Consider the following 13331-nt stretch of genomic DNA (forward strand, 5'->3'; position numbering starts at 1 on the left):
TGCCACGCATGATTAACCTCCGGTCTGCCGGCCGGCCCCTCGACCGGCGTCGATTCCTCCGTCTGTCCGGGCTGGCGCTGGGCGGCTCGGCGCTGCTGTCGGCCTGCGGCGGCAACGCGTCGAGCGGTTCCTCCGGCGGCTCGGTGTCCATGCAGCTGTCCTGGGTGAAGAACGTCGAGTTCGCCGGCCAGTACTTCGCCGACAGCCGCGGCTACTTCACGCAGGCGGGCTTCGAGCGGGTGGAGCTGCTCGCCGGGGGCGCCGCGGGCACCTCGGCGGAGGCGGCGATCGCCACCGGCCGGGCGTGGATCGGCGTGTCCGCGCCGCTGATCACCGCCCCGGCGATCAAGCAGGGCGCGCCGCTGAAGATCGTCGCCGCGACCTACCAGAAGAACCCGTTCGCGGTCGTGTCGCTGGAGAAGAACCCGATCCCCGACGCCAAGTCGATGATCGGCAAGCGGATCGGCGTGCAGGACGGCAACGACCTCGCCTTCACCGCGCTGCTGAAGGCCAACGGCATCGACCCGGGCCAGCTCACCCGCGTGCCGTTCCAGTTCGACCCGACGCCGATCACCACCGGCCAGATCGACGGCTACCTCGGGTTCTCCACCAGCGGCGCCGCCACGCTCGCCCGCCGCGGCGTCCCGGCGACGCAGTTCCTGTTCGCCGACAACGGGTTGCCGCTGGTCGGCGAGACGCTGATCGTTTCGCAGCAGACCATCGACGAGGAACGCGACAAGCTGAAGGCGTTCCTGAAGGCCATGGTGCGCGGCTGGAAGGACGCCATCGCCGACCCGGCCGCCGCCGCGCGCCTCGCGGTCGACCAGTACGGCAAGGACCAGAACCTCAAGGCCGACGAGCAGGAGGGGATGATGCAGCGCCAGGCCGAGCTGATCGTCTCCGACGACACCCAGGCGAACGGGCTGCTGACCGTCTCCGACGAGCTCATCGGGGCCAACATCGACTCGCTGAAGTTCGCCGGGATCGACATCGCCGCCGACGACCTGTTCGACCTCGCCCCGTTGCGCGAGGTCTACCAGGAGAACCCGGACCTGCTGCGGTGACCGAGGGAATTTCGCTGTCGGGCCTGGGAAAGCGCTTCGCGCTGCGCAAGAACCCGGTCACCGCGCTGGAGAACGTCGACCTGCACACCGAGCAGGGGGCGTTCCTGTCGCTGCTCGGGCCGTCCGGCTGCGGCAAGTCCACGGTGCTGCGCATCCTCGCCGGCCTCGAAGAGCCCACGACCGGCACCGCGCTCGTGCACGGCGAGACGCCGCTGGAACTGCGCAAGCACCACCACCTCGGGATCGCGTTCCAGGACTCGGCGCTGCTGCCGTGGCGCAGCGTCGCGACCAACATCCGGCTGCCGCTGGAGGTCGCGGGCCTCAAGCCGGAGCCGGGGCTGATCGACGAGCTGATCGAGCTGGTCGGACTCGGCGGCTTCGAGAAGGCGAAGCCCGCGCAGCTCTCCGGCGGGATGCGCCAACGCGTTTCGATCGCCCGCGCCCTCGTGGTCCAGCCCCGCGTGCTGCTGCTCGACGAGCCGTTCGGCGCGCTGGACGACATGACCAGGCAGCGGCTCAACCTGGAACTGCTGCGGATCTGGACCGAACGCCCGGCCACCACGCTCATGGTGACCCACGGCATCTCCGAGGCGATCTTCCTGTCCGACGTCGTCGCGGTGCTCAGCCCGCGGCCCGGCCGCGTCCTCGAGGTCGTCGAGATCGACCTGCCCCGCGCGCGCACTCCGGAGATGATGCGCACGCCCGAGTTCCACGCGCTGCACGACCACATCTCCGAGCTGCTGTTCACCGCCCGGACAGCCTCATGACCCGCTGGCTGGGTGGCGCCGCCGGGATCGCGGCGCTGGTGGCGTTGTGGTGGGTGCTCGCGGCGACGGTGTTCGCCGACGGGGGCGCGGTGCCGACGCCGCTGGCCGTCGTGCAGCAGTTCGCCGAGGACGGCTGGCAGTTCTACTGGGACAACGCGAGCGTTACCCTCGGCGGGGCCGGAATGGGCTACCTGTGGGGGAATCTCATCGCGCTGGCGATCGCGATGGTCGTGCTGCTGTTCCCGGTCACCGAGGGCGTGGCGACCCAGCTCGCAGTGGTCAGTTACTGCATGCCGCTGACCGCGATCGGCCCGATCATCCTGGTGGTGTTCGGCGGCCGGACGCCCACGATCTTCCTCGCCGCGTTGTCGGTCTTCTTCACCACGCTGGTCGGTTCGCTGCTCGGCCTGCGCGCGGCCGACAAGGCGAGCCTGGACGTCGTGACCGCCTACGGCGGCAACCGCTGGCACCGCCTGGTCAAGGTGCAGCTCGTCGCCGCGCTGCCGGCTGTGCTCAACGCGCTGAAGATCGCGGTGCCCGCGGCGCTGCTCGGCGCGATCATCGGGGAGTACCTCGGCGGTGTCGACAGTGGACTCGGCGTGGTGCTGACGGTGGCCCAGCAGCAGTACGTGGTGCCGCGCACCTGGGCGCTGGCCGTGGTGTGCGGGCTGCTCGCCGGCGTCGGCTACGCGCTGCTCGCCGTGCTCGGACGGCTGATCACGCCGTGGGCCAAGGGGGAGCAGGGATGAGCACGTTCGCCCGATCCGCGATCCGCCTGCTGATCCCGATGGTGGCCTCGGCCGTCGTCGTGGTGCTGCTGTGGATCGCGTTCCTGGAGCTGTTCGACATCAACTCGATGGTCGGCAAGCCGCCATCGGCGGTGTGGGAGTACCTGGTCACCGACGACGACGCGGCCGCCAACCGCGCCACGGTTTTCGGCAACCTGGCGGTCACGTTGCGCGACGCGAGCCTCGGCTTCGTCGCCGGCCTGGTCACGGCGATCGTGCTCGCGGTGGCGTTCTTCCTGGCGCGCGGCGTCGAGCAGGCCGTCATGCCGGTGGCGATGCTGCTGCGCTCGGTGCCGCTGGTGGCGATGACGCCGCTGATCATGCTGGTCTTCGGCCGGGACGCCGTCGGCATCGCGGTGATCGGCGGGATTGTGGTGTTCTTCCCGGCGCTGGTGAACCTGGTGTTCGGCCTGCGCTCCGCGCCGCGCCCGACGATCGACCTGGTCACGGCCTACGGCGGCGGCAAGGTGACGGTGCTGCGGAAGGTGGCGGTCCCGGCGGCGCTGCCCGCGCTGTTCGCCTCGGCCCGCATCGCGGTGCCGGGCGCGCTGATCGGCGCGCTGATCGCGGAGTGGCTGGCCACCGGGCAGGGCACCGGGGGAGCGATCCTGCGCGCGGTCGGCGGCTTCCGCTACGACGAGCTGTGGGCGTCGGTCGTGGTCCTCACGGCGACGTCGATCGTCCTGTACACGCTGGTGGGCCTGGTCGAAACGGCAGTGGTGACGCGTTTCTTCCCGGACCGGGCCAAGAACTAGGGCCTGTAAGGCACCGTGCGTGTTTTGTGCTGCTATGGCAACACAAAACACGCACGGGCCAGAGCCTGCTCAGGCGCCCCGCTCGCGGAACTTGTCGATCATCCGGCGGTCGCGCTTGGTCGGCCGCCCGGCACCGCGCTCGCGGCGGGCCACCGGCACCGAGGTCTCCGGAGGCGGAGCCGGCGTTCGGTCGATGTAGCAGGTGGAGGCATCGGCCGCGCCGACGCGCCGCTGGATCACCCGCACCACCTCGACGACGCGGGTCCGGTCGCCGACGCGGGCTCGAACCTCGTCACCGGGACACACGGTGGTCGCGGGCTTGGCGGGGCGGTCGTTGACGCGCACGTGCCCGCCGCGGCAAGCGGCGGCGGCGTCCGGGCGGGTCTTGGTCAGCCGGACGGCCCAGAGCCAGCGGTCGATACGGGTGGACTCCACAACACCACATGATGTCACGGCGACCCGGCGCGATCCGCCGACCGGCCCTCGGGTCAAGGCTGGCAGGTGTACTCGGCGCTCACGTCGACCGTCTCGGCGCCCGGGTCGTACCGGGCGATGATCAGGTAGTCGTTGCTGCGGTCCACCGAGACGTAGACCATCTCGGCGATCTCGGGAGTGCTCCTGTCGTGGTCGAGCCAGTTCGAGCGACCGCGCCAGAAGGTCTCGACGGCGTCGAGGTACTGGCGGGCCTGCTCGGGACGGACGTTCGTGGCCTCGGTCATGGCTCTGGCCCGGGTAGTCCCGTAGAAGGTCTTGCCGTCGTCGTCCGTCCCCTCGCAATGGAGGTCGGCACCTGCCGACGTGCTTGCGAATTGCAAGGTGGTGGAACCGGCGGACTGGGTCGCCTGGAGGTCGGCCTTCACCCGGTCCAGTGGCGCGGGCCCTTCGGGCGCACAGCCTGCGATGAAGCAACCAACGGCGGCAGCTATCGCCGCGAACCCTCGTCGACCTGGCACGTTATCTCCTCGGTAACCGGTGAAAGCGGTGTTCCCGGTACTGAGACGTCCGGCAGGCCAGAAGGTTGATCGGCGCGAACGAAATGCCGCGCGGCGGGGCTGCGGGAAATGCACACTGGGGCCGTCGGGACTGCTTGCTGGGGGCGGCTATGGCGGGTTTTGGGGATTCTGCGGGCGATTGGCCTTCACTGCGCGTGTCCGAGTGGGTCGATACGCGCGACACGTTGCACATGTGGATGCAGGTCGTCGGGAAGGTCCGGTTGGCCTTGGCGCCCATGGTCAACCACTGGTGGCAGGTTCCGCTCTACCTCTCCGCTCGCGGGCTCACCACCTCGCTGATGCCGCACGGCCGGCGTTCGCTCGACATCGAGTTCGACTTCTGCGAGCACGTGCTGCACATCCGGTCCAGCAGCGGGGACGCGCGGCGGATCCGCTTGGTGCCGAAGCCGGTCGCCGAGTTCTACCGGGAGACCATGGCCGCGCTCCGCGAGCTCGGCCTGCCGGTCTCCATCTGGACCATGCCGCGGGAGATCGAGCACGCCGTTCCGTTCGAAGAGGACACCGAACACTCCTCGTACAACCCGGAGCACGCGCGGCTGTTCTGGCAGCAGCTGCTCGCCGCCCACCGGGTGCTGACCGAGTTCCGGTCGCGGTTCGTGGGGAAGGTCAGCCCGGTGCACTTCTTCTGGGGCGCAATGGACCTGGCGGTCACCCGGTTCTCCGGCCGCACCGCGCCGGAACACCCGGGCGGCGCCCCCAACTGCGCGGACTGGGTGATGGTCGAGGGCTACTCCCACGAGCTCAGCAGCTGCGGCTTCTGGCCGGGCGGGCCCGGTGAGGGCACCTTCTACTCGTACGCATACCCCGAGCCCGCCGGGTACGTCCAGCACCCGGTCCGCCCGGCCGACGCCTCCTACAGTCCCGAGGTCGGAGAGTTCCTGCTGCCCTACGAAGCCGTGCGCACCGCGGCCGACCCGGACGCGACGCTGCTGGAGTTCCTGCAGACCACCTACGAGGCCGCCGCCGAAACCGGTGGCTGGGACCGCAACCAGCTGGAGGGTGTTGCGGAGCGCGGCTGATCGCTACTGCGCTTCGGGAACGCGCAGTTTGGTCGTTCCGAGCATGGCGCGGAGTTCACGCGGTCCGACGGGGTGGGAGAACAGCCAGCCCTGGTAACCGTCGATGCCCAGTCCTTTCAGGATGTGGAACTGGGTGGCGGTTTCCACGCCCTCCGCGATGCAGTGGCGGCCCATGGCGCGGGACATGTCCACCACGGCTCGGGCGACGGCGAAGTCGGCGGGATCGCCGCCGATGCCCGCGATGAACCGGCGGTCGACCTTGATGATCTGAGCGGGCAGCTCCTTGAGGCGGGCCAGCGACGAATAGCCGGTGCCGAAGTCGTCGACGGCGAAGCTGACTCCCCGGCCGGCGAGCGTGTGCATCGCCGACCGGGCCTGCGCGGGCAGGTCCACCAGCGCGGTTTCGACGAGCTCCAGGACGACCCGGTCGGGGTCGATGCCGGATTCGTCCAGCGCATCGGAGACTGCGGTGACGAAACGTGGATCGCCGGGTACGAGCCCGGCCAGGTTCACGGCCACCCGAGCGTGCCCGCCGCCGGCGTTCGGCCACCCGGCCGCTTCGCGCAAGGCGGTGCGCAACACCCAGCGGTCCAGCTTGCGCAGCAGGTCGCCTTGCTCGGCGATGGGCAGGAACGCGCCCGGCGCGAGCAGCCCGTGGTCCGGGTGGGGCCAGCGCACCAGCGCTTCGGCCCCCACGATCGAGCCGTCGGCGGCGACCACCGGCTGGTAGTGCAGCTCGAGTTCGTCGTGCGACAAGGCGTCCCGCAGCTGGCCCTCCATGTGCAGCTGCTCGTCGGCGGATGCGATCAAGGTGGGACTGGCCAGCGAGACCTTGCCCGGACCGCGCCGCTTGGCCTCGAACATGGCCGCGTCGGCGAATCTCAGCAGGTCGTCCGCCGTGCTGTCGGGCTGATCGGCCCGCGCGGCACCGACCGACGCCGAAACGCGGATGAGCTGGCCCCGCACCGGGACCGTGGTGCGCAGGAGCGCGGAGACCCGGGTGCTCAGCGCGTCCAGCCCGTCGACCGCGGTTATGTCCGAACAGACGATCACGAACTCGTCGCCGGAGAGGCGCACAACGGTGCACTCCGGCGGCACACCGCTCTCCAAGATCCGGGCCAATGCGACCAGCAGCTCGTCGCCCGCGTCGTGGCCGAGCGAATCGTTCACGCGTTTGAACTTGTCGATGTCGCAGAACAGCACCGCGGTGCGCTCGCGGTCCGGGCCCGCGAGGTAATCGGCGAGCAGGTCCTTGACCGCAGTCCGATTGGGCAGGCCGGTGAGGTCGTCGTGGGTGGCCTGGTGGTGCAGCGCCTCGGCCTGCCGGCGCCGTTCGGTGATGTCCTGGAATACGACCAGCCAGAACTGCGAGCCGTCGTCCTGAACGGAAAGGCCGGTGTGCAGCTCGCAGGACACCGGCAGGCCGTCCGAGCGCAACAGCGTCCGCTGCAGGACCTTCGGGTTCGCGTTCGGCCCGAGCACGCCCTTGCCGGAACGCGGCGACCGGGTTTGGTCCTGCGGATGGCCCAGCTCGTCGGCGGTGCACCCGCGCAGCTGGTCCAGGCGGTAGCCGAGCAGTCGGCAGAGCGCCTCGTTGGCGTCGACGAGCCGCTCGGACTGGTCGAACAGTCCGATGCCGACCGGGGCGACGGCCAGCAGGTCGGTGAAGCGCTGGCTCGACCGGCGCAGCCACGTCAGGGCGTCGTCCGGTGCGGCGGTCGGAGTTTCTGGCCGGGTCGGGTCGGCGGGGTTCTCGGTGCGGCCGCGCAGGATTTCGATGTGCTCGGTCCCCGGTCGCGACATCACCCAGCTCGGGCCGCGCAGCTCCTTCGCGAACCGTTTCAACGGTGCCAGGCGTTGCGCGATCTCCTCGTAGCTCGCCGCGCCACGGCCGTCGATCGCCAGTGTGGCGAGGGACAGGGTGACCGGAGTGTCGTCGACGGTGCGTGGTGGGTCCAGCAGTGCCGAGGCGAGCGCGTCCAGGTGCACGGGTGCGCAAGCCACCAGGAAGTCGTCGCCGCCGACATGCGCGACCTGCACCGAATCCAGCGAGGTGGCCGCATCGGTGAGGCTGCGGCCGATCGCGCGGATCAGCTCGTCGCCGGCGGCGACTCCGGCGCGGTCGTTGATGGCCTTGAACGAGTCGACGTCAAGCCATCCCACGACGAACTCGTCGCCCTTGTCGAGGAGCCGACGGATCTCGTCGGCGACGCGATCGCTGCCGGGGAGCCTGGTCAGCGGGTGGAGTGCGGCGGCTTCCTCGACCTTCTGGTCGGTGACGCCGCGAACCAGATCGCTGGCCCGGACCACGCCCAGGCACCGGCCCGCCTCGTCGACCACCACGGCGTCGTCGTACACCCGGTTCGGATCGGACGAGGTGACCAGTCGCAGGGTTTCCGCGGCGGTGGTGGAGGTGGTGACGATCCGGGGCTTGTCGGCCAGCCGGGACGCCGGCTTGCGGGCGTGCAGCGCGTGCCCGTACGGACCCGTCACAGCCAGCAGGAACCGGTTGCGGTCGAGGGTCTGCTGCGGCCTCTGGTCCTCGTCGACCAGCACGATGCCGCTGATCTCGGGGCGTTCGGCGAAGGTTCGCCGCGCCTCGTCCGCCAGCGCGTCGGCCGGGAGCGCGGTGGCGGGCGAGAGGAATTCGGTGGCCAGCGGTCCGGCGGCGACCGTCGTGGTCTCCCTGTTCGGCACCCCTGGGATCTCCCGCACCGGTACTGAAATCTGGGTTGTCTCGGGTGGCTTCTCGGATGCGGGAGCGAGCAGCGTGCCTTGCATGAGCCGGATGCCGAGGCGGTGCACCGCCGCGAACTGCTGCTGGTGATCGACGCCGTCCACCACCAGCGTCGAGCCCGCGGCCTCGGCCAAGTGCCGGATGGATTCGAGGAGGGCGAGCCGGCCGCGCCTCTCCGGGAATCCGCGCAGCACGCCCGGCGCGATCTTGAGCAGGTCTGGCCGCAGGTCGGTTACCATCGTCGGGGGAAGGGAGTCCACGCCAACACCGCCCAGCGCGATCCGGAACCCGCAGTCGCGCAGTTCGTCCACCTGGGCGAGGAGCCGGTCCGGGTCGAGCCCGCTCAGCGGTGGGCGGATCTCGAGGGTGACCTCGTGTTCTTGGCGGTCGGCCGACCACAGTGCGCGACGCACATCCATGAGCGCGCTGGGATCGCTCACGACGGTCTGGGCCTGGATGGTGAGGTGCAGCGGGAGCCAGACCCGGCGGTCGGCAGCCGCCCGGATCCCGCTCACGATCAGCCGTAAGTCCTGGTCGACCGGGGCGAACTGCGCGTCGGGGTTGTTCGGCCGCGGGGGGCAGTCGGCCGAACGGGGCAGGACCTCGATGGCCACGATCCCGCCCAGCCGAATGTTCACCAGTGGTTGATACGCAACGTGCACGGTTTGCAGTGGATGACCCACCCAATGGATGCTGCCCGCAACCTTGTGATCACATCGAGTGACTTAACTGTTTATTCACCTATTTCTTAACCGCTCGTTTCGTTCGGCTTCTGCGCTGCACGTTCCCGAGTGGTCGTCAGCCGAGCGCCCGGTCGAGGTTGAACGCCGCGCTGATCAGCGCGAGGTGTGTGAAGGCCTGCGGGAAGTTGCCCAGCTGCTCGCCGGTGTGGCCGATCTCCTCGGCGTAGAGGCCCAGGTGGTTGGCGTAGGTGAGCATCTTCTCGAACGCCAGCCGGGCCTCTTCGAGGCGGCCCGCGCGGGTCAGCGCCTCGACGTACCAGAACGAGCAGATCGAGAACGTGCCCTCGGTGCCCGGCAGGCCGTCCGGGCTGGTCAGCGGGTCGTAGCGGTAGACCAGCGAGTCCGACACCAGGTGCTCGCCCAGCGCGTCGAGCGTGGCCAGCCACTTCGGGTCCGTCGGCGAGACGAACTTGGCCAGCGGCATCATCAGCACCGCCGCGTCGAGCACGTCGTCGTCCTCGTGCTGGACGAACGCGCGCCGCTTCCCCGACCAGCCGCGCTTCATGATCTGCCGGTAGATCTCGTCGCGGGACCGCCGCCACCGCGGGATGTCGGCGGGCAGGCCCCGGTGGTTGGCCAGCCGCATGGCGCGTTCGATCGCCACCCAGCACATCAGCCGCGAGTAGAGGAAGTTCTTGGGGCCGCCGCGGGTCTCCCAGATGCCCTCGTCGGGGCGGTCCCAGTTGTCGCAGAGCCAGTCCACCACGTCGACCACCTCGTCCCAGCGGTCGCTGGAGATCGGCTCGCCCCACTTGTCGTAGAGGTAGATCGAGTCGATCAGCGCCCCGTAGATGTCCAGCTGGAACTGGTCCACGGCGGCATTGCCGACGCGCACCGGGGCGGAGCCCTGGTAGCCGCTGAGGTGGTGGAGTTCGCGTTCGGGCAGTTCGCTGCGCCCGTCGATGCCGTACATGATCTGCAGCGGGCCCGACGAATCGCAACGGCGCAGGTCGACGTGCTGGGACAGGAAACCCATGAACGCCTCGGCCTCCGCGGTGAACCCCAGCCGCAGCAGGGCGTACATGCAGAACGCGGCGTCCCGGATCCACACGTAGCGGTAGTCCCAGTTCCGCGCGCCCCCGATGCTCTCGGGCAGGCTCGTCGTCGGCGCGGCCACGATCGCACCGGTCGGCGCGTAGGTGAGCAGCTTCAGCGTCAGCGCGGAGCGGTGCACCATCTCCCGCCACCGGCCGCGGTAGCGGGACGCCGACAGCCAGTTCCGCCAGAACCGCACCGTGGCGGCGAACTCGTGCTCGGCCTCGGTCAGCGGGCACTCCCGCGGGGCCACGTCATCGCCGACCCGGTCGAGGGCGAACACCGCGACCTCGCCCTCGTGCAGCTTGAACGCCGACCACACGTCCGGTCCGTCGGGCTCGACCGGCACGCTGGCCGTCAGCGCCAGGGACAGCTCTTCCGACTCGAAGATCGCCTGGCAGCCTTCGATGCGCAGGGTGTGCGGCCGCGTCGCGTAGTCGAACCGCGGCGCCACCCGGGCGCGGAACGGCAGCGAGCCCCGCACGCACACCACCCGGCGGATCAGCCGGTGCCGGCCCGCCTCGCGCGAGTCGTCCACGATCGGCATGAAATCCTGGACCTCGCCGACGCCACCCTCGGCGAAGAACCGGGTGATCAGCACGTTGGTGTCCGGGAAGTAGAACTGCTTGGTCCGCGCGGGCACGTCGGCGGCGAGTTCGAAGGAACCGCCCCGCTCGGCGTCGAGGACCGCGGCGAACACGCTCGGCAAGTCGAAGCGCCCGCAGCAGTACCAGTCGATCGTGCCGTTGGTGCCCACCAGGGCGACGCTGCGCAGGTCGCCGATCAACCCGTGATCGGCGATCGGCAGGTATCCCGGGGATTGTTGGTTCGACGTCACGGGTGCCTCCCGTGGGCATTCCCGCGCGAGCGCGCGAGAACCGACACCCTCGTTCTACCCCTGCCCCCGGGCGGAGCACCAGTGGGACGAGCGTGGCCCGGCGGAACCCGCCGGGCCATCGCTGCTCGTCGCCGGTGTCAGGTCAGCTTGATCTGCCGGTTGACGTCCTTGTACAGCAGGTAGCGGAACTTGCCCGGACCGCCCGCGTAGCAGGCCTGCGGGCAGAAGGCGCGCAGCCACATGAAGTCGCCGGCCTCGACCTCGACCCAGTCGTCGTTGAGGCGGTACACCGCCTTGCCCTCGAGGACGTAGAGCCCGTGCTCCATCACGTGCGTCTCGGCGAACGGGATCACGGCACCGGGCTCGAACGTCACGATGTTGACGTGCATGTCGTGCGACATGTCGTTCGGGTCGACGAACCGGGTCGTCGCCCAGGCGCCGTTGGTGTCGGGCATCGGCGTCGGCTCGAGCTCCTGTTCCTGCAGCGCGAACGCCTTGGGCGTCGGGTAGCCCGCCACCGGCTCGTAGGCCTTGCGCACCCACTGGAAGGTCGCCACCGCGTCGGACTCGTTGGCCACCGACCAGCTGCCGCCCGCCGGGAGGTAGGCGTACCCACCCGCCGTGAGGACGTGCTTCTCGCCCTCGATGACGACGTTCAGCGTGCCGGTGAGCAGGAACAGCACCGACTCGACGCCGCTCTCCGGCTCCGGCTCGGTGCTGCCGCCGCCGGGCGCGACCTCGACGATGTACTGCGCGAACGTGGTGGCGAACCCGGCGATCGGCTTGGCGAGGATCCACGCGCGGGTGTTGATCCACCCGGGCAGGTTGCTGGTGACGATGTCCCGCAGCACGCCACGAGGGATGACGGTGTACGCCTCCTTCACCACGGCCCGGTCGGTCAGCAGAGTGCTCTGCGACGGCAGGCCGCCCTCTGGGGCGTAGTACGTCGGCTCGCTCAAGTTGAAACTCCTGTCTTGATCGACGTTCACACGCTGCCGTGCAGTGCTTGCCGGGTGCGCCGCGGGGGCCAGCGATGTGTGACGTGGACAGCGTAAGGCCCCGGAACCCACCGGGACAGCCGTCCGAGGTCTACGTATACATCACATCCGGACTTCGCTGAACCGCGCTGAATCGGTTTGGCGGGGAGTCACTCCGGTCGCGGGCCGAAGCGCGCCCGGACGTCCTCGCGGTCGGCGAGGCGGGCGGGGAACCCGGGGCCGAGCTCTTTGGTGACGGAACCGGCCGTGAGCGGTTGCGCGCAGTGCTCGCAGACGACGACGCCGTGGGTGGCCTGCCCGCAGGTGTGCCGGGTGATCACCGGCGGCCCGGACTCGCCGGCCAGCCAGCGGTCGCCCCAGGCCATGATGGCCGCGAGCACCGGGTAGAAGTCCTCGCCCTTCTCGGTGAGGACGTATTCGTACCGGTCGGGCCGCTGCTGGTAACGCACGCGGTCGAGCAGGCCCTCCTCGACCAGTCGCTGCAGCCGGGCGTTGAGGGTGTTGCGGGCCAGGCCCAAGGACTCCTGGAAGTCGTCGAACCGCCGGATTCCGGCGAACGCCTCGCGCAGCACGAGCGGGGTCCACCAGTCGCCGATCAGGTCCATGGTCCGGGCGATGGAGCAGGGCCAGTTCGCCAGCGAAGTCCGCTTCATGCCGCCGATCGTAGTGGGTTGTCCTACTGGACGGACGTTGCTACGTTCCCAGTCAGTTGTTCTAGAGGACTAACTCGGAGCGGAGGACCGGATGAGCGCGGACGCCGAGCCCGGCGAGGTCACGATGCGGATCGATGGTCGGGTCGCGATCATCACCGTGGTCAACGAGGCCAAGAAGAACTCCTACACGCCGGCGATGATGGAGCAGCTGAGCGCGCACCTCACGGCGTTCGACGACGATGACGAGCTCTGGGCGGCGGTGTTCTGCTCGGCGGGCGAGCACACCACGGCCGGGCTGGACATGCCGAAGTTCTTCGGGCCGAACGCCACGGCGAAGCCGCGCCGGGAGGACCAGGTCGACCCCTTCGGGCTCGGCCGCCGGTGCCGGAAACCGGTCGTGGCGGCGGTGCAGGGCATCACCTACACCGTCGGGATCGAGCTGATGCTGGCCGCGGACATCGTGGTCGCCGCGGACACCGCCCGGTTCGGGCAGATCGAGGCCAAGCGGGGCATCGCGCCGCTGGGCGGCGCGCACTTCCGGTACCTGACCAGGACCGGCTGGGGCAACGCGATGTACCACCTGTTCCTGTGCGAGGAGTTCGACGCGCAGCGCGCCCTGCAGATCGGGTTCGTGCAGGAGGTCGTGCCGTTCGGCGAGCACGTCGACCGCGCGATCGAGCTGGCGAAGCTGATCTGCCGGAACGCGCCGCTGGGCATCCGGGCGACCAAGGAGGCGGCGCTGACCTTCGTCGATGCGGCCGAGCGGGCAGCGATCGCCGAAATCCCGCGAATTCGTGAGAAGGTGTTCGCAACCGAGGACTTCCGGGAGGGCATCCAGTCCTTCGTGGAGCGGCGCGCGGCCGAATTCCAGGGCCGTTGAGCCGAAGAGAACGACGCACTACCAGAAAGCGGGTCTGCTGC

The 13331-nt window shown here is 69.8% G+C and carries 12 protein-coding genes; 6 read left to right on the top strand and 6 right to left on the bottom strand.

The window, feature by feature from the left end:
* Positions 1-8 precede the first annotated feature (8 nt).
* The 4 genes from E1288_RS02445 to E1288_RS02460 are packed head-to-tail and all read left to right on the top strand — an operon-like array spanning position 9 to position 3374.
* On the top strand, positions 9-1064 hold the full coding sequence (locus E1288_RS02445; RefSeq protein WP_132479992.1) for an ABC transporter substrate-binding protein: 1056 nt from the start codon (positions 9-11) through the stop codon (positions 1062-1064).
* Positions 1061-1831 carry an ABC transporter ATP-binding protein gene (locus E1288_RS02450; RefSeq protein ID WP_132479995.1) on the top strand — a complete coding sequence of 257 codons (771 nt, stop codon included), beginning with the start codon at positions 1061-1063 and terminating at the stop codon, positions 1829-1831. Before E1288_RS02445 ends, E1288_RS02450 begins: the two co-directional genes overlap by 4 nt.
* Complete coding sequence (locus E1288_RS02455) at positions 1828-2580, top strand: ABC transporter permease (RefSeq protein ID WP_132479998.1); 753 nt, start codon at positions 1828-1830, stop codon at positions 2578-2580. The genes E1288_RS02450 and E1288_RS02455 overlap by 4 nt, the downstream gene beginning before the upstream one ends.
* Entirely contained in the window at positions 2577-3374 is a 798-nt protein-coding gene (locus E1288_RS02460; protein WP_132480001.1) for an ABC transporter permease, read from the top strand. Before E1288_RS02455 ends, E1288_RS02460 begins: the two co-directional genes overlap by 4 nt.
* A 69-nt stretch (positions 3375-3443) precedes the next feature.
* On the opposite strand, the gene E1288_RS02465 is transcribed toward E1288_RS02460, so the two are convergent.
* The gene (locus E1288_RS02465) at positions 3444-3809 is read right to left on the bottom strand and encodes an RNA-binding S4 domain-containing protein (RefSeq protein ID WP_165967949.1); all 366 of its coding nucleotides are present in this window, start codon (positions 3807-3809) and stop codon (positions 3444-3446) included.
* A 53-nt stretch (positions 3810-3862) separates the two neighbouring features.
* Positions 3863-4327 carry a hypothetical protein gene (locus E1288_RS02470; RefSeq protein WP_132480004.1) on the bottom strand — a complete coding sequence of 155 codons (465 nt, stop codon included), beginning with the start codon at positions 4325-4327 and terminating at the stop codon, positions 3863-3865.
* A gap of 194 nt (positions 4328-4521) precedes the next feature.
* Here E1288_RS02470 and E1288_RS02475 point away from each other — a divergent pair, with 194 nt between their 5' ends.
* On the top strand, positions 4522-5406 hold the full coding sequence (locus E1288_RS02475; protein ID WP_408012820.1) for a DUF5996 family protein: 885 nt from the start codon (positions 4522-4524) through the stop codon (positions 5404-5406).
* Positions 5407-5409: 3 nt separating this feature from the next.
* Here the strand turns inward: E1288_RS02475 and E1288_RS48540 are convergent, their stop codons facing one another.
* The 4 genes from E1288_RS48540 to E1288_RS02495 all read right to left on the bottom strand — a co-directional run bounded on the left by E1288_RS48540 (position 5410) and on the right by E1288_RS02495 (position 12410).
* Complete coding sequence (locus E1288_RS48540; RefSeq protein WP_328592435.1) at positions 5410-8826, bottom strand: EAL domain-containing protein; 3417 nt, start codon at positions 8824-8826, stop codon at positions 5410-5412.
* A gap of 115 nt (positions 8827-8941) precedes the next feature.
* Complete coding sequence (locus E1288_RS02485; RefSeq protein ID WP_132480010.1) at positions 8942-10759, bottom strand: glycoside hydrolase family 15 protein; 1818 nt, start codon at positions 10757-10759, stop codon at positions 8942-8944.
* Positions 10760-10896: 137 nt separating this feature from the next.
* The gene (locus E1288_RS02490; RefSeq protein ID WP_132480013.1) at positions 10897-11718 is read right to left on the bottom strand and encodes a bifunctional allantoicase/(S)-ureidoglycine aminohydrolase; all 822 of its coding nucleotides are present in this window, start codon (positions 11716-11718) and stop codon (positions 10897-10899) included.
* Positions 11719-11906: 188 nt separating this feature from the next.
* Positions 11907-12410, bottom strand: coding sequence for a winged helix-turn-helix transcriptional regulator (locus tag E1288_RS02495; RefSeq protein ID WP_093276024.1), 504 nt, complete (start codon positions 12408-12410; stop codon positions 11907-11909).
* A 91-nt stretch (positions 12411-12501) separates the two neighbouring features.
* On the opposite strand from E1288_RS02495, the gene E1288_RS02500 reads away from it, so the two are divergent.
* Positions 12502-13290 carry a crotonase/enoyl-CoA hydratase family protein gene (locus tag E1288_RS02500; protein ID WP_132480016.1) on the top strand — a complete coding sequence of 263 codons (789 nt, stop codon included), beginning with the start codon at positions 12502-12504 and terminating at the stop codon, positions 13288-13290.
* The last annotated feature ends 41 nt before the right edge of the window (positions 13291-13331 follow it).

The organism is Saccharopolyspora elongata, from assembly GCF_004348985.1.
GTDB classification, from domain to species: Bacteria; Actinomycetota; Actinomycetes; order Mycobacteriales; family Pseudonocardiaceae; genus Saccharopolyspora; species Saccharopolyspora elongata.

What these genes read in the sequence shown, in the direction of transcription:
- E1288_RS02495 (WP_093276024.1), bottom strand. Translation starts at nt 12,410, where the DNA reads ATGAAGCGGACTTCGCTGGCGAACTGGCCCTGCTCCATCGCCCGGACC.
- E1288_RS02460 (WP_132480001.1), top strand. Translation starts at nt 2,577, where the DNA reads ATGAGCACGTTCGCCCGATCCGCGATCCGCCTGCTGATCCCGATGGTG.
- E1288_RS02445 (WP_132479992.1), top strand. Translation starts at nt 9, where the DNA reads ATGATTAACCTCCGGTCTGCCGGCCGGCCCCTCGACCGGCGTCGATTC.
- E1288_RS02500 (WP_132480016.1), top strand. Translation starts at nt 12,502, where the DNA reads ATGAGCGCGGACGCCGAGCCCGGCGAGGTCACGATGCGGATCGATGGT.
- E1288_RS02455 (WP_132479998.1), top strand. Translation starts at nt 1,828, where the DNA reads ATGACCCGCTGGCTGGGTGGCGCCGCCGGGATCGCGGCGCTGGTGGCG.